The sequence below is a fragment of the Stenotrophomonas sp. SKA14 genome (assembly GCF_000158575.1).
Classification (GTDB): Bacteria; Pseudomonadota; Gammaproteobacteria; order Xanthomonadales; family Xanthomonadaceae; genus Stenotrophomonas; species Stenotrophomonas forensis.
In genome coordinates, this window is record NZ_DS999412.1 from 3667418 (window position 1) to 3682828 (window position 15411).

12 protein-coding genes, 1 tRNA gene and 2 pseudogenes are annotated in these 15411 nt (G+C 68.3%); all 15 read right to left on the reverse strand.

From position 1 onward, the window contains the following. Positions 1-971, reverse strand: a pseudogene (locus tag SSKA14_RS24345) (HlyD family efflux transporter periplasmic adaptor subunit). Beyond that, complete coding sequence (locus tag SSKA14_RS16595; RefSeq protein ID WP_008266365.1) at positions 968-1696, reverse strand: ABC transporter ATP-binding protein; 729 nt, start codon at positions 1694-1696, stop codon at positions 968-970. Before SSKA14_RS16595 ends, SSKA14_RS24345 begins: the two are co-directional and overlap by 4 nt. 10 nt (positions 1697-1706) lie before the next feature. After that, positions 1707-2846 carry an ABC transporter permease gene (locus SSKA14_RS16600; RefSeq protein ID WP_006430187.1) on the reverse strand — a complete coding sequence of 380 codons (1140 nt, stop codon included), beginning with the start codon at positions 2844-2846 and terminating at the stop codon, positions 1707-1709. Then, entirely contained in the window at positions 2843-4306 is a 1464-nt protein-coding gene (locus SSKA14_RS16605; RefSeq protein ID WP_040008177.1) for a TolC family protein, read from the reverse strand. Before SSKA14_RS16605 ends, SSKA14_RS16600 begins: the two co-directional genes overlap by 4 nt. A 369-nt stretch (positions 4307-4675) precedes the next feature. After that, a tRNA-Gly gene (locus SSKA14_RS16610) sits at positions 4676-4751 on the reverse strand. A gap of 145 nt (positions 4752-4896) precedes the next feature. Continuing rightward, the gene (gene pgsA, locus SSKA14_RS16615) at positions 4897-5526 is read right to left on the reverse strand and encodes a CDP-diacylglycerol--glycerol-3-phosphate 3-phosphatidyltransferase (RefSeq protein WP_040008180.1); all 630 of its coding nucleotides are present in this window, start codon (positions 5524-5526) and stop codon (positions 4897-4899) included. A 19-nt stretch (positions 5527-5545) separates the two neighbouring features. Further along, positions 5546-7384, reverse strand: coding sequence for an excinuclease ABC subunit UvrC (uvrC, locus tag SSKA14_RS16620; protein ID WP_008264486.1), 1839 nt, complete (start codon positions 7382-7384; stop codon positions 5546-5548). Then, positions 7381-8793 (reverse strand): hypothetical protein, encoded by a 1413-nt coding sequence (locus SSKA14_RS16625; protein WP_008267876.1) that lies wholly within the window; start codon positions 8791-8793, stop codon positions 7381-7383. Before SSKA14_RS16625 ends, uvrC begins: the two co-directional genes overlap by 4 nt. Next, positions 8790-9278, reverse strand: coding sequence for a low molecular weight protein-tyrosine-phosphatase (locus SSKA14_RS16630; protein WP_008265141.1), 489 nt, complete (start codon positions 9276-9278; stop codon positions 8790-8792). The genes SSKA14_RS16625 and SSKA14_RS16630 overlap by 4 nt, the downstream gene beginning before the upstream one ends. Beyond that, on the reverse strand, positions 9275-10048 hold the full coding sequence (kdsB, locus tag SSKA14_RS16635; protein ID WP_040008183.1) for a 3-deoxy-manno-octulosonate cytidylyltransferase: 774 nt from the start codon (positions 10046-10048) through the stop codon (positions 9275-9277). The genes SSKA14_RS16630 and kdsB overlap by 4 nt, the downstream gene beginning before the upstream one ends. Positions 10049-10123: 75 nt before the next feature. Continuing rightward, positions 10124-11143 carry a tetraacyldisaccharide 4'-kinase gene (gene lpxK, locus SSKA14_RS16640; protein WP_008266701.1) on the reverse strand — a complete coding sequence of 340 codons (1020 nt, stop codon included), beginning with the start codon at positions 11141-11143 and terminating at the stop codon, positions 10124-10126. Then, a complete protein-coding gene (gene msbA, locus SSKA14_RS16645; protein WP_008265862.1) occupies positions 11143-12891 on the reverse strand; it encodes a lipid A export permease/ATP-binding protein MsbA in 1749 nt (582 codons plus the stop codon). The genes lpxK and msbA overlap by 1 nt, the downstream gene beginning before the upstream one ends. After that, on the reverse strand, positions 12888-13310 hold the full coding sequence (locus SSKA14_RS16650; protein WP_004152323.1) for a biopolymer transporter ExbD: 423 nt from the start codon (positions 13308-13310) through the stop codon (positions 12888-12890). Before SSKA14_RS16650 ends, msbA begins: the two co-directional genes overlap by 4 nt. A 3-nt stretch (positions 13311-13313) precedes the next feature. Further along, the gene (locus SSKA14_RS16655; RefSeq protein ID WP_006429918.1) at positions 13314-13976 is read right to left on the reverse strand and encodes a MotA/TolQ/ExbB proton channel family protein; all 663 of its coding nucleotides are present in this window, start codon (positions 13974-13976) and stop codon (positions 13314-13316) included. A 3-nt stretch (positions 13977-13979) separates the two neighbouring features. Continuing rightward, positions 13980-15411, reverse strand: a pseudogene (locus SSKA14_RS24200) (DNA internalization-related competence protein ComEC/Rec2); the annotation flags it as partial.

Genomic DNA, 15411 nt, shown 5'->3' on the forward strand with positions numbered 1-15411 from the left:
TTACTTCCGGAACTCGACCCGCACATGCTGGCCGAAGCGCGCCTTGGCCACGCCGTCGAACTCCAGTACGCACTCCACCACCTTGGCCACACCGCGCCCCGCGTCTTCGGGCAGGCGCGCCTGCGCGAACACCGGGCTGATGCGCACCACCCGTGCGGACGGCAGCGTGCTGGTGTTCTCGGCACCATCACTGTCCGGCACTACGGTGGCCTTCATGCCCACCTGCACCGCGTCGGCATAGGCGGCGCTCAGTTCTGCACGCACCTGCAGCGGCCGCGCCGGCAGCAGCGAGATCGCCGGCTTCCCCGCCTGCACGAAGGCGCCGAGACCCGGCACCTGGCCGACCACGGTGCCGGCCTCCGGTGCGCTCAGCGACATCTGCTGCAGTTTCAACTTGGCGTGCTCCAGCTTGTGCTGGGCCATGTCGACCTGCGCGCCGGCCACGTCGACGTCGGCACGCACGCCAGCCAGCTGCTGCTTGGCCGCGTCGGCCTGCTGATTGGACGACACGCCTTCGCTGGCGCCGGTGGACAGGCGGGTGGCATTACGCTCCAGTTCGCGCAGCTGCGCCTGGCTGCCCTTCAGCCGGTCATTGGCCAGCGCGAGATCGGCGGTGGCCATCGCCACCTCCTGCTGCAGCAGCGCACCGTCCAGCGACAGCAGCAGGCGGTGGCCATCGCCACCTCCTGCTGCAGCAGCGCACCGTCCAGCGACAGCAGCAGCTGCCCCTTCTTCACCGTGGCGCCCTCCTTCACTGGCGCGGCGGTGATCGATCCATCCACCGGCGGCGCCAATGCGATCAGCCCGCCCTCGACATCGATGATGCCGCGCGCCACCGCGACCTTGCCGGCGGTGGCAGTGCTTGCTTTACCTGCAGGTGCCTGGGCGGGCGCGTCTTTGGAACAGGCACCCAGCAGCAATGCCGCGGACAGGGCCAGGCTGAGGGGGAGCAGGTGCGACGTCTTGGTCATGGGGCGGACTCTACAGTTTCGTTCTGGCGGCGGTCATCACGGACCATGCCGTCTTCCATGGCGATCACCCGATCGGCATGCCGGATCAGGCGCGGATCGTGGCTCACACACAGCACGGTGGCGCCATGCGCGCGTGCATAGCGATGCAGGATGTCGATCACGCGCTGGCCGTTCTCGGCGTCCAGCGCACTGGTGGGTTCATCGGCGAAGATCAGCGTCGGTGATTTGGCGAAGGCGCGGGCGACCGCCACGCGCTGTTTCTCGCCGCCGGACAGCTGCGCCGGGCGCATGTGGCTGCGATGGCTCAGGCCGACTTCTTCCAGCGCCCTGCGTGCCAGCGGCTCGCTTTCGCGATTGCTCATGCCACGGTAGCCCAGCGGCAGCTGCACCTGCTCAAGCGCGGTCAGTGCAGGGAACAGGTTGAAGCCCTGGAACACGAAGCCAACATGGTGCAGGCGGAAACGCTCCACTTCGCTGCGGGCCATGTGGCCCACGTCCTGGCCCAGCGCATGCACGCGGCCGCCATCGGGTGAAGACAGGCCGGACAGCAGCGACAACAGCGTGCTCTTGCCGCAGCCCGACGGCCCCGACACCAGGGTCAGCTCGCCGGGGTAGATGTCCAGCGACAGGCCGCGCAGCACGGGCACCTGCACATCGCCGGACATGAAGCCCTTTTCCAGTGCGTCGGCCTGCAGGGTCGGGGCGACGGCGGGTGTGGAAGTCATCGGCCGGTCCTCAACGCAGCAGCAACGATGGATCGGAGCGGACCACGCTGCGGACCGCCATGATGCTGGACAGCATGGCCATCACCGCCACCAGCGCCACGCAGCCGATGATGACCATCGGCGTCAGCTGCACCGGCACGCGCTGCGTCTGTGCGATCAACAGCACGACGGTGCTGAACGCCGCCGCCAGCAGCATGCCGACGCCGCCGATCAGCAGCGCCTGCTCGAACACCACCCGCGCCAGCGCGTAGCGGCCGGCGCCAAGCGCATTGAGCGTGGCGTATTCGCGAACCGAGCCGGCCACCACCGAAGCAAACGACTGGTTGGTGATCACCGCGCCGACGAAGCAGACGATGACCGCCATGAACAACACCGCGATGCCGGCGCCGGTATCGAACAGCCAATACTGCTGCGAGCGGCTGGCAAACTCGGGCGCCGTCCAGAACTCGACCGGCGTGGCCTGGCCCATCGACGCGGCCAGACGATCGCGCACGCGGTCGGCCAGCTCCGGCGAACGCAGGCCCGCCACGAAATAGGTACTGCCTTCGTGCGGGTCGGTACCGGCGATGGCACGCGCGGTATCCAGCGACGCCAGCACGTTGACACCGCCAAGGCCGCGCAGCCCCGGTTGTGCGGCGACCACGCGCACTGCCTTGCCGTTGATCCAGGCACGGTTGTTCTGCAGGTCAACGCCCAGCGTATCCAGATCGGCGCTGTCGACGATCACCGCGCCCGGCTCGCGCAGCTGCGCGCGCAGGTCGGCCGGCAGGATGCGCGCGAACATCATCGCGTCATCCTGGGTGGAGATGCCGGACAGGTACACCGAGACATTGCCGGTGCCCTGCGCGCTGGAGCGCCATTCGCCATCGACCCATTCGTAGGGTTCGACACGGGTCACATCCGGGTCCATGCGCAGGTGGCTTTCCACGTCCGCACTGATCGCGTGGCCATAGTTGACGCTCTGGGTGCCGGGGAAACCGGCCCAGATGTCGGCCGAGGATGCCTTCACGTAGATCGCGGCGGTACCGAAGATGCCCAGCACCAGCGCTGCCTGCACGATCAACAGCACACCGGCGAAGCACATCGCCAGCACCACCGGAAGGAACCGGCGCCACTCGTAGGCCAGGGTCTTGCGGGCCAGTGCGATCATTGCGACTCGCCCTCAGCCTCGACCGGCAGCGGCGCGCCGCCCAGGGCGCGGTACAGCGAGGCGAATGCAAGCACGCGCGCGCCCTGCGCGCCGATCAGATCGGCCTGCGAAGACAACGCAGCGCGCTGCGAGTCGAGGCCCTCGAATTCGCTGGACAGGCCCAACTGCACCTGCCGTGCCTGGCGCTTGACCTGTTGCAGGGCGACATCATTGGCCACACGCAACGACTGCTGGCTGCTGTCCTGCCGTGCCAGGCTGCCCAGCGCGCCCTCCACTTCGCTCACCCCTTCCAGCACCGCCTTGCGGTAGCCGAGCAGCGCAGCATCCAGCTGCTTCTCATCGGCATGGAAGCGTGCACGACGCTGACCCCAATCCCACAACGGAATATCGATGTACGGGCCGATCGAGGGACTGGAATCGGAATTGGAGCGGGCGTTCTGGGTGAGGTTGTAGGCGTACAGGATCGAACCGCCGAGGCTGACCCGCGGATACATCGCCGCACGTGCGGAGCCCTTGCTCGCCGCAGCCTGCATCACTTCCGATTCGGCCAGCAGGATCTGCGGGCGGTGGCGAAGCAGATCGGCCGGCACCTGCTGCAGCGAGAATGCGCCCAGCTTCGGCGGCGTGCGATAGGCGCGCCACGCCGGGTCCGGGCCATCGCGGCCCAGCAGCAGGGCCAACGCGCGGGCGGCATTGCCCGCATTCTCGCTGGCCTGCGCCGTGGCTGCCCGGGTGGCTGCCTGGCGGGCCCGCAGCCGGTCAAGTTCACCCGGTTCATCCAGGCGCAGGCGCTGGCGAACCAGCGCCAACTGTTCGCCGCGATCGTCCACTGCCTGCTGCCGGGCCAGCAGGTCCTGCTGGGCCTGCGCCACGGTCAGATCCAGGTAGCTGCGCACCACGTCGGCGATCACCGCAACCTGCGCGGCACTGCGCAGCGCCTCGGCATTGCCGGCCGAGGCCTGCGCGCTCAACTGCGCGCTCTCGGCCGCGCCGAACAGGCCCAGGTCCCAGATTGCTTCGATGCCCGCATGGAAATAGGTGTCGACAGCGGCGGCGTCCTGCACCTGCTTGGCACTGGCCGAGATCTCCGGCAGGAAGCGCGAGTCCGACGTGCCGGCGACGATCCGCACAGCCTGCAGGCGCAGCGTGGCCTGCCGCAGGTCGAGGTTGCCGGCAATGGCCTGATCCACCAGGCCATCCAGCGCCGGGTCGGCCAGCACCTTCCACCATTGCCTGGCGTCCACCGCCACGCCCTGCCCCTGTGGCACCTGGGTCCAGGCGCTGGGCGTGCGGTCGGGCAGGTCCGGCACCGGCACCGACATGCAACCCGCCAGGGCCAGGCTGGCCAGCAGTGCGCCGGGGCGCAGCACCGCCTGCAGGGAGAATCCGCGCCCGGTCCTGGGCACTGCCACTGGAGTGATACGCCTGACCACCAGCCCGCCAACGTGTAGAAGGAGCATGAAGGCTACCGTGCGATTGTGGAGCGAACATGGAGAAATGGTCCGAAAAACGTCACAACACGCGTGCGGTTCAGGCAACGCTGGCGTTGGCCTTTCGCCAGCCTTTCACCCCATGCGACGCGCAGAACGCTGGTGCAGATTCCAAGCCATTGAACTCTGCTGCAACCCACGCCCGAGCCTTTCACCCGCGATCGTCCCCACGACCGCGCGTCCTGCCATTCCGATTGCGACACTGATGTCGGGATCGTCCCGCAGGCGCACTGATACCACGCCTTCCATGAAGATGCCGTGGCGTGACTGTAGCGGCTGCAGCGGCCGGTATCATGACAAACGAAAAACGCCCCCTTGCGGGAGCGTTCTTCTTGAATCTGGAGCGGGAAACGAGACTCGAACTCGCGACCTCAACCTTGGCAAGGTTGCGCTCTACCAACTGAGCTATTCCCGCTTGGGAGGCGAAATTCTACCTGTTCCAGGAATGGCGTCAAGCGGTTTTTTCAGGCGTATGCGAGGCACCTGGCAGTGCGTATCCACGCCTGGCGTGGATGCAGCATTTCCAGTAGATCCACGCCATGCGTGGATGTCGCGCCCGATCAACCGTTGCCCAGCTTCTTCTGCCGCGAACGCTCGCGCGCAGCGCGCTCGTCTTCGCGCAGGCTCGGCCAGGCGGCGTGCAGGTACTGCAGGCCCGACCACAGGGTCAGCACGGCGGCAATCGCCAGGGTCCAATCGCCGATGTGGAACACCGGCCAGCCCATCCAGATGTCCTGCACCGGTACGTTCGGCGCCACCGAATACAGCAGGCACAGCAGCGCGACCATCTGCGCGGTGGTCTTGACCTTGCCGATCATCGCCACGCGCACCTTGGCACGCTGGCCCAGTTCAGCCATCCACTCGCGCAGCGCCGACACCGCGATCTCACGGCCGACGATCACCGCCGCCCAGAACGCCATCCACGGCGTCGGATGACCCTGCACGATCAGGAACAGCGCCACCGCCACCATCAGCTTGTCCGCGACCGGGTCCAGGAAAGCGCCGAACGCCGACTCCAGCTGGTAGCGGCGTGCGATCCAGCCGTCGAGCCAGTCGGTGATCGCGGCCAGGCCGAAGATCGCCGCCGAAGCGAAGTTGGTCCAGGTGTAGGGCAGGTAGAACACCAGCACCAGCACCGGGATCATCACGATCCGCAACAACGTCAGCCAGGTGGGGAGGGTCAACTTCATGGCGTGCGTGCTTCTCTCTCTACTCGGCCGCATCGGGCGTGGCCAACCCGTGCAGGTTAGCGTAGATACGTGCCGCGAGGGCGTCATTGATGCCTTCCACCTTGGCGATTTCCGCTTCGCCAGCGGCTTTCAGGCCGACAAGACCACCGAAATGCTTGAGCAGGCTGGCACGGCGGCGCGGCCCGATACCGGGGATGTCCTCCAGCTTGCTGGTCATCCGCGCTTTCTGCCGGCGGCCACGGTGGCCGGTGATGGCGAAGCGGTGCGCCTCGTCGCGCACCTGCTGGATGAACTGCAGCGCAGGATTGGCCGCGCCCGGGCGCAGTTCGCGGCCGTCGGGCATCACCAGCGCTTCATGGCCGGCGCGGCGCTCCACGCCCTTGGCTACACCCACCAGCAGCACGCCTTCCACGCCCAGGTCGGCCAGCGCCGCCTGCGCCTGTGCCAACTGGCCGGCGCCACCGTCAATCAGCAGCACGTCCGGTAGCACGCCCTGCTCTTCCACGGCACGGCGGAAGCGGCGGTCGATGGCCTGGCGCATGGCGGCATAGTCATCGCCCGGCTCGATACCGCTGATGTTGAAGCGGCGATACTGCGCGCGCACCGGGCCGGCGGCGTCGAACACCACGCATGAGGCCACGGTGGCCTCGCCGAGGGTATGGCTGATGTCGAAGCACTCCACCCGCTTGACCGGCTCGGCCAGGCCCAGCATGTCGCGCAGCGCATCGCTGCGTGCGTGCTGCGCGTTGCGGCTGTTGAGTTCGGTGGCCAGGGTCAGCTGCGCGTTGCGGCTGGCCAGTTCCACATAACCGGCACGCTCGCCACGCACGTTCCACTTCAGCTGCACCTTGCGTTCGGCCGAGGCCGACAGCGCGGCGACAAGCAGGTCGGCATCGGGAATCTCGCGGTCCAGCAGGATCTCGCGCGGCGGCTCGAATTCGATGTAGTACTGCGAGACGAACGCAGCGAGGACTTCTTCCGGGCTTTCCTCGCCATTGGTGCGCGGGAAGAACGGGCGGGTACCCAGGTTGCGGCCATCACGGAATGCCAGCAGCAGCACGCAGGCCTGCGAGCCCTGCATGGCCACCGCCAGCACGTCCAGGTCAGCGGCGCGGCCATCGACGTACTGACGGGTCTGCATGCTGCGCAGCGAGGAAATCAGATCGCGCAGGCGCGCGGCCTGCTCGAACTCCAACGCCTCGCTGGCCGCCTGCATCTGCTCGCCCAGCTCGCGGGTCAGCTCATCGCTCTTGCCTTCCAGGAACAGCGCGGCACGACGCACCGACTCGGCATATTCGGCTGGCGCCACCAGTTCGACGCAGGGCGCGCTGCAACGGCCGATCTGGTACTGCAGGCACGGCCGCGAACGATTGCGGAACACGCTGTCCTCGCAGCTGCGCAGCTTGAACAGCTTGTGCATCAGGTTCAGCGTCTCGCGCACTGCGGTGACGCCCGGATAGGGCCCGAAATAGCGGCCGGGAATGGCACGTGGGCCGCGATGCAGCGCGATGCGCGGCCAGTCCTCGCGGGTCAGCAGCACATGGGGATAGGTCTTGTCGTCGCGCAGCGAGACGTTGTAGCGCGGCGACAACGACTTGATCAGTTGGTTTTCCAGCAGCAGCGCCTCGGCTTCCGAGCGCGTGACAGTGACGTCCATGCGCGCGATCTGCGAGATCATCGACATGATCCGCGCGTTCTTCGGGCTGCCGTTGAAATAGCTGCCGACGCGGTTGCGCAGTGCACGCGCCTTGCCACGTACAGCAACGTGTCGTCGCCGCGTACATGCGGTACCCGCCGGCGCGGTGCTGAGATGGGCCGCAAAGCTTGCCGTCAAAGGCGGGGCGGGAACGTCGGTCATTCGCTGATCGGCACTTCGCTGAGCACGCCACTCTCAGGGTCCAGGCGCAGTACGGCGTGGGCGTCGGTCTCGGCGATCCACACCGCACCGGCGCCTACCGCCAGCCCGGCCGGGCCCTGCAGGCGACGCGGCAGCGGCTGGGTGGTGAGTTCGCCGCCGCCCAGGCGAAGCGTGCGCAGGCGGCCGTTGCCGGAATCGGCGATCCACAGCAGCGGAGCGTCCGGACTCAGCGCGATCGCCTGCGGGAACTGCAGGCGGGCCTGCGCGCGCGGGCCATCCTCATTGCCGAAGCGCCAGGGCCCCTGACCGACCAGCGTCTGCACCAGATCGCCGCGCAGCTGCAGCGCACGGATCGAGGAACCCAGCGCGTCGGCCACGTACAGCACCTGCTGCACTACGGCCAACGCGGTGGGCTGGGCGAAGGCGGCCAGGTGGCCACTGCCGTCGCGCTCGTCGATGGCACCGCTGCCGGCGCGCCACTGCAGGCTGCGCTGGCCCAGGTGATAGCTCCAGATGCGGTTGTCGCCGGCCATGGCGATATGCAGCTGGTTGTCGGCGATGGCCAGGCCGATCGGATGGTCCAGCGATACCTGCCGCGCCTGCGCAACCGGCCCCTCCACCGGCGCCCCGGGGCGGCCGTTGCCGCACAGCGTGTCGACGATGCCGGTGAGCAGGTTGATGCGTCGCACCGCGTGGTTGCCGGTGTCGGCCACGTACAGCGCGTCGCGTTCAAGGACCAGCGCCTGCGGGCGATGGAACGCCGCCTCGGCAAGGTTGCCATCCATGAAATCGGCGGTGCCCAGCCCGAACTGGCGCAGGATGCGGCCGCCATGGCTGCATTCGAGGATGCGGTGATGGCCGCTGTCGGCGATGTACAGGCGCTCGGTGCTGACGGCCAGCCCCAACGGAAAACGCAGGGCCTGGCGCGGCTCCGGATGCAGCTCGCTGCCTCCCCGCGGCGGCGCCGAAGGAGCGCCCTGGCACAGCGCGTTCAAGGCACGCTCAAGCTCACCGGGCGCGCCCTGCCCGACCAGCCGTTGCTGCTCGCGGCCCTGCGCGTCCAGCAGCACCATCGTTGGCCAGGCGTTGATGCCGAAGCGACGCCAGCCATCCCAGTCGGCGTCCAGCAGCACCGGCATCGTCAGGCCCTGTCGGCGCAGCAGCTTCAATGCGGCACCCGGGTCGCGCTCGAAATCAAAGCGCGGCACCTGCAGTACCAGCGGCTGCAACTTGCCCGGGTGGCGTGACAGCCACTGGCCGAATTCGGCCAGGCGCTGGGCGCTCCAGGCGGAGGCGGCGTTGACGAACAACAGCGCCACCGGCCGACCGCGCAGTTCGGTCAGGGTGCAGGGGGTGGCGTTGAGCCAGGTGGCGAACTCGGGCAGGTCCGGGACGGGCTGGACGTTCATGGTCCGATTATGCCGGAGTCGGCGTCATGCAACAGTCGTGCCACGGCACGTTCTGCAGCAGTGTCGACCAGCGTCCAGACCTGTTCGAAGTGATCGTTGCCGCCGGTGTAGGGATCCGGGATCGCCGCCCGACCCTCTCCGCCCGACCACGGCAGGTACAGCGCCAGCTGCTCGCGCTGGGCGGGTGCAGCCAGGCGACCGGCATCACGCAGATTGGCTTCGTCGGCGCACAGGATCCAGTCGAAGCGGTCGAAATCCGCAGCCTGCAGCTGACGCGCGCGCAGGCCACCAATGTCCACGCCGTGCCTGGCCGCGCAGGCGATCGCGCGCCGGTCCGGTGGCTCACCGACGTGCCAGTCACCGGTACCGGCCGAATCGACCTGCACCCGCCCGGCCAGCGGCGAGGCCTCCAGGCGTGCGCGCAGCGCACCTTCGGCCATCGGCGAACGGCAGATGTTGCCGAGGCAGACGACCAGCAGTTTCATCGCGCGGCCATCGCCTGCAGCAGCACTTCGGCGCGCTCGAGGTCCTCGGGGGTATCGATGCCCGGCGGGAACGGTTCCGGCGAGATCGCCACGCTGATTGGATAACCCGCCTCCAGCACCCGCAGCTGTTCCAGCGATTCGACCTGCTCCAGCTGGCCCGGCGGCATCGCCGCGAACTGCTGCAGGAAGCCGGCGCGATAGCCATAGATGCCGATATGGCGCAGCCAGGCATGGCCGTCCGGCAGGGTGTCGCGGCTGCGGGCGAAGCCATCGCGGTGCCAGGCGATCGGCGCACGGCTGAAGTACATCGCCTCGTTGCGCACGTTGCGCACCAGCTTGACCACGTTCGGGTCGAACAGGGTATGCGCGTCCTCGACGGTGGTGGCCAGGGTCGACATCGGCGCATTGCCGCCGACCAGCGCGTCGGCCACTGCGCGGATGCCGGCCGCCGGCGCGAAGGGTTCATCGCCCTGCAGGTTCACCACCACGGTGTCATCGGCCCAGCCGGCAATGCGCGCGCACTCGGCCAGGCGGTCGGTGCCGGACGCGTGCGACGTTGCGGTCATCGCCACCTTCACTTCGGCCAGCCCGGACAGCGTGTCGGCGATGCGCTGGTCGTCGGTGGCGACCCAGACCTCACCAGCGCCCGCCTGCAGCGCGCGGCGCGCCACGTGCAGGACCAGCGGCTCACCGCCCAGCAGGCGCAGCGGCTTGCCTGGCAGCCGCGAGGCGGCGTAGCGGGCCGGGATGGCGACGACGAATTCGGTCATGCGGGCGGTACTCGGCAGGCTCGTTGCAACAGGAATGCGGCCGGCGGCAGGTGAATGCAAGCGCCGCCGCGCCACTCAGTTCGGTCTCAGCTTGTCCAGGCGATCGGTCAGCGCCACCCAGAACGCAGCAGGCAGCTCGGCGCGCAGCGGGACGGCGTAATGCCAGTCGTTGCCGAACTGACGGCACTTCACCGCGTCCTTCTCGGTCATCAGCACCGGCAGCTGGCTGCCGAAGGACAGGTCCTGCGGCTGATACGCCTGATGGTCGGCGAAGGCATGCGGCACCACGCCGATGCCACGCGCGCGCAACATGTCGAAGAAGCGCTGCGGATGGGCGATGCCGGCCACCGCGTGCACACGCTGGCCCTTGAAATACGACAGCGGGCGCGCACGGCCACCGGCCAGCGGCTGCGCACTGTCGATGTGCAGGGCCATCGGCCACTGGCCGAATCCACAGGCCTGGGCTGCTGCGTCCTCATCAGCCTGGCCGAGGTTGACCACACGGAAGTCGCACTCGGTAGCGCGGCTGACCGGCTCACGCAGCGGCCCGGCCGGAATCATCCGGCCATTGCCGTAGCGGCGCTGGGCATCGACCACTTCAATTTCGATGTCGCGTGCCAACCGGTAGTGCTGCAGGCCATCGTCGCAGACGATCACATCGCAGCCGGCCTCGATCAGCGCCTTGCCAGCGGCAACGCGGTCACGGTCCACGCGCACCGGCACGCCGGTCTTCCACGCGATCAGCACCGGTTCGTCACCGCCCTTGGCGGTCGGCGTGTCGGCCTGCACCCACAGCGGCTTGTCGGTATCCTCGCGGCCATAGCCACGGCTGGCCACGCCCGGCTTCCAGCCGGCGGCGCGCAGGCGCTCGACCAGGGCGATGGTCAACGGCGTCTTGCCGGTCCCACCCGCGGTGATGTTGCCGACCACGATGACCGGCACCGGCAGCGTGTAGTGCTTGCGCCAGCCGCGCCGATAGGCACGCCGGCGCAGCGCGGTGACACCGGCGTACAGCGGCGCCAGCAGGCGCATCGCCCAGGGAACCGGGCTGCCGTCATACCAGTACGGCGGGGTCTGGGTACCCTTGCCAGCCATCAGTCCTGCCTTTCGCGGAACTGCATGCTGTGCAGATGCTGGTACAGGCCACCCATGCTCAGCAGCTCCTTGTGGGTGCCACGTTCAACGATGCGACCGTGGTCCATCACCAGCACCTGGTCGGCATGCTCGATGGTCGACAGGCGGTGCGCGATGACCAGCGTGGTGCGCTCGGGCATCAGGCGCTGCAATGCGTCCTGCACCAGCCGCTCGGATTCGTTGTCGAGCGCAGCAGTGGCTTCATCGAGGATCAGGATCGGAGCATCGCGCAGGATCGCGCGCGCGATCGCCAGGCGCTGGCGCTGGCCGCCGGACAGCAGCGCTCCGTTCTCGCCGACCGGTGTCTGCAGCTGTTGCGGCATGCGCGCGATGAATTCCCACGCATTGGCCGCTTCGGCGGCCGCACGGATCTGATCATCGGTTGCCTCCATGCCATAGGCGATGTTGGCGCCGATGGTGTCGTCGAACAGCATGACCTTCTGCCCGACCATCGCCACCTGGCGGCGAAGATCGGCCAGCGGATAGTCGTCCAGCGCCACGCCGTCGAGGGTGATGCGCCCGCCACTGGGTTCGTAGAAGCGCGGCACCAGCCGGATCAGGCTGGTCTTGCCGCTGCCGGATCGGCCAACGATGGCGGTCACCGTGCCCGGCTTGGCAACGAAGCTGATGTCATCCAGCGCGATGCCACTGTCGGCGCGGTAGCGCAGCATGACATGCTCGAACGCCAGTTCGCCCTGCACGCGCTGCACCGTGTTGCGGCCTTCGTCGCGCTCGACCGGCATGTCGAGGATGCCGAACAGGCGCTCGGCAGCGGACACGCCACGCGAGATCGAGGACTGCACGCTGGTCAGGCGGCGCAGCGAGGGAATGATCGCGGTCATCGAGATCATCAGCCCCATGAACTGGCCGGCATTCAGACGGCCAGCAAGCGCTTCGCGGGTCGACACCCAGACGATCACCGCCAGCGCCAGCGCGGCCAGGAACTGGACCACGCTGGACGCACCGGCACGGGTGATTTCCACCTTCATGTTCAGCGCCAGCATGCGGTTGGCCAGGCGCGAGTAACGCGACATCTCATGCTGCTGGGTGCCGTGCACCTTTACTTCCTGCTGCGCGGCCAGCGACTGCTCGGCGGTCTGCGCCATCGTGCCCATGCCGTCCTGGATGCCACGGCTGATGCGCCGGTAGCGCTTGCCCACGTAGGACACGATCACACCGATCATCGGCACCACCACCAGCATCGCCACGGTGACCTTGACGCTCATCTGCAGCATCACCGCCAGCATCGCGATGATGGTCAGGGTATCGGCGACCACGGTCTTGAGTGCATCGGCGCTGGCCTGGGTGACCTGCTCGGTATCGAAATTCAGGCGGCTGACCATCACCGGGGTCGATTCGGTATCGAAGTGCGAGGACGGCAGGTGCAGGTACTTGGCCAGTACCTGCTCACGCAGGTCGCGCACCACGCTGCGGCCGGTCTTGGCCAGTGCGTAGTCGCTGACCCAGGTGGCGGCACTGCGCATCAGGAACAGGCCGAGGATGGTCAACGGCAGGATCACCGCCATCTTTGGCTCGGGATTGACGAAGCCGCGGTTGACCAGCGGCTCCATCAGCTTGGTGAAGAAGTAGCCGGCCACCGACTCCACCGCCATCGCGATGACAGCGGCGACCATCAGGACCCAGTAGGCACGGGTATATCCCAGCAGACGTTTGTAGATCGGCCACACCGGCGCGTGTTTGGAACTCATGGACGCACCTCGGGTGCTGTTGCAATGGCAATACGGCGGAAGCCGAGCTGGCCCAGCGCGTCCTGCGCGGTCACCACGGCCTGGTACGGAGTGCGTGCGTCGGCGCGCAACAGCACGGTCTGCTCGCGATCGCTGCCCGCCACGGCGGCAATGGTCTGCTTGACCGACTCGACGTCGCTGCGCAGCACTTCCTGGTCATTGATGAAATAGCGGCCTTCGGCGTTGATCAGCACGCTGAGCGAGCGTGGCGGCTCGTTGGTCTGCTGCTGGCTGGCGGTCGGCAGCTGCACCTGCAGCGTCGAACGCGCGTCGAACGTGGTGGTGACCACGAAGAAGATGATCAGCACCAGGATGACGTCGATCAGCGGCACCAGGTCGATATGCGGCTCATCCTGTGACCGGTCGTTGCCGATACGCATCGATCAGGCCTTCGCCGTGGCAGCGTTGGACGAACGCACCGCTGCGGCCGGGTTCATCACCCCGGGGCGGCCGTCGAGCGTATCCAGCAATGCGCTTGCTTCCTGCTCCATCTCCACCACGTAACCGTGGATGCGGCCCTTGAAGTAGCGATGGAACATCAACGCCGGAATCGCCACGATCATGCCGGTGGCGGTGCAGACCAGGGCCTTGCCGATGCCGCCGGCCAGCTGGTTCACGTCACCCACGCCGTGGTCGAGGATGCCCAGGAACATCTGGATCATGCCGATCACCGTGCCGAGCAGGCCCAGCAACGGGCCCGCCGAGGCGATGGTGCCCAGTGCATTGAGGAAGCGCTCCATGCGGTGCACCAGGTGGCGGCCGGTGTCCTCGATGCGCTCGCGGATCTGGTCACGCGGGCGATTGCGCGCTTCCAGCGCGGCGGCCAGCAGCGCGCCCAGCGGCGAATTGGCACGCAGGGTCTGCAGATGGGCCGGATCGAGCTTGCCGCGTGCGGCCCAGTTGCGCACTTCCTGGCCGAGGCCGGGCGGCAGCACTTCCGTCCGCCGCAGGGACCAGAAACGCTCCAGGATGATCGCCAAAGCCAGTACGCCCAACAGCAGCAGCGGCACCATCGGCCAGCCACCGGCCTTGACCAGTTCCCACACGTTTCAACCCTCCGGCCCAACGGCCGCTTGTTCGATCGACGATAGGATAGCAGCCGACCGCGCCCGCCCAGCGGCATCCCACCAACGGGAGGCGTGGACACGCTGTTCACGCAGCTGCAGCCCTTGCGCGCCAAGCCATACGCGGATCGCCCCGGCGTCGGCGGTCGCCAGCACCTCGGCTCCCTGCGCCTGCCAGCGCTGGACAACCTCCCGGCGCGGGTGGCCGAAGCGGTTCTGGTGCCCGGCCGAAACCAGCGCCAGCCGCGGTGCCACCGCCGCCACCCACGCCGCGCTGGAGCTGCCGCCACTGCCATGATGCGGCACCAGCACCACGTCGGCCTTCAGCGCCGCTGGCGTCGCCTGCAGCAGTCGCTGTTCCGTCGACCGGCCGATGTCACCGGGCAGCAGGACAACGCCATGACGGCTGGCGATGCGCAGCACGCAGCTGTCTTCATTGCCGGCCTGCCGGCTGCCGGGCGCCGGGTGCAATACCTGGAAATCAACACCGTCCCACTGCCAGCGCGTTCCCTGCTGGCACGGCAGGGCCCCGGCAAGCGCGCTGCCGGGCGGGGCCAGCACCTGCAGCCCGGGTAGTTGCCGCCGCAGGCTGGGCAGGCTGCCGATGTGATCCAGATGGTCATGGCTGAGCATCACTGCTGGGGAGGCCCTTGGCCCAACGCGCGCAGGGCCGGGACCAGGATCCGTTCATTGCCGTCGCCACCGCTCGGCGGCCCGACGTCATACCAGAGCGCGTGCTGCGCCGTGCGCACCAGCACCGCCGTGCCCTGGCCGACATCGTGCACCAGCAGTTCCAGCTCGCCCTCTGCGGGTACCTCGCGCGCCGGCCACAGCAATGGCAGGCACAGCAACAGACCGCTGAGTGCACCGCCTGCCCCGCGCGGCAGCATCCACCAGAACACCCCCAGCAACGCCGCCGGCACCGCCCAGGTGGACGCCTCGGCCAGCCACCACATCGCCCGCGGGTGCAGCGCCAGCGGCTGCAGGGCCTGCCAGCTGAGCTCGAACAACCCGGCGGCGGCACGCCACGCCCATCCGCCCGCGTCGTCGTGCAGGGCGTGAAGAGCGGTCCCCAGCAGCGACAGCGGCACCACCAGCAGCGTCCACCACGGGATGATCGGCAGATTGACCAGCGGCCCCAGCCGCGCGGTACCGCCGAACAAGGCCACGCACAGGGGCAGCAGGCCCAGGCTCGCCACCCCCTGCGCCGCCAGGAAGCCGCGCACGCCACCGCCGAAGCCTTCCGCCCCGGTGCGCGGCAGGCACCACAACAGCCAAAGCACGCCGCCAAAGCTCAACCAGAACCCTGCCGACAGGACCGACATCGGCGCCGGCAGCACCATCACCATCGCAGCCAATGCCAACCCCTGCCCCGCAGCAACCGGGCGGCGTCCGGCCCGGGCCAATGCAACCAGGC

What these genes read in the sequence shown, in the direction of transcription:
- SSKA14_RS16625 (WP_008267876.1), bottom strand. Translation starts at nt 8,793, where the DNA reads ATGAACGTCCAGCCCGTCCCGGACCTGCCCGAGTTCGCCACCTGGCTC.
- SSKA14_RS16600 (WP_006430187.1), bottom strand. Translation starts at nt 2,846, where the DNA reads ATGATCGCACTGGCCCGCAAGACCCTGGCCTACGAGTGGCGCCGGTTC.
- SSKA14_RS16605 (WP_040008177.1), bottom strand. Translation starts at nt 4,306, where the DNA reads ATGCTCCTTCTACACGTTGGCGGGCTGGTGGTCAGGCGTATCACTCCA.
- SSKA14_RS16630 (WP_008265141.1), bottom strand. Translation starts at nt 9,278, where the DNA reads ATGAAACTGCTGGTCGTCTGCCTCGGCAACATCTGCCGTTCGCCGATG.
- uvrC (WP_008264486.1), bottom strand. Translation starts at nt 7,384, where the DNA reads ATGACCGACGTTCCCGCCCCGCCTTTGACGGCAAGCTTTGCGGCCCAT.
- msbA (WP_008265862.1), bottom strand. Translation starts at nt 12,891, where the DNA reads ATGAGTTCCAAACACGCGCCGGTGTGGCCGATCTACAAACGTCTGCTG.
- lpxK (WP_008266701.1), bottom strand. Translation starts at nt 11,143, where the DNA reads ATGGCTGGCAAGGGTACCCAGACCCCGCCGTACTGGTATGACGGCAGC.
- kdsB (WP_040008183.1), bottom strand. Translation starts at nt 10,048, where the DNA reads ATGACCGAATTCGTCGTCGCCATCCCGGCCCGCTACGCCGCCTCGCGG.
- SSKA14_RS16650 (WP_004152323.1), bottom strand. Translation starts at nt 13,310, where the DNA reads ATGCGTATCGGCAACGACCGGTCACAGGATGAGCCGCATATCGACCTG.
- SSKA14_RS16595 (WP_008266365.1), bottom strand. Translation starts at nt 1,696, where the DNA reads ATGACTTCCACACCCGCCGTCGCCCCGACCCTGCAGGCCGACGCACTG.
- pgsA (WP_040008180.1), bottom strand. Translation starts at nt 5,526, where the DNA reads ATGAAGTTGACCCTCCCCACCTGGCTGACGTTGTTGCGGATCGTGATG.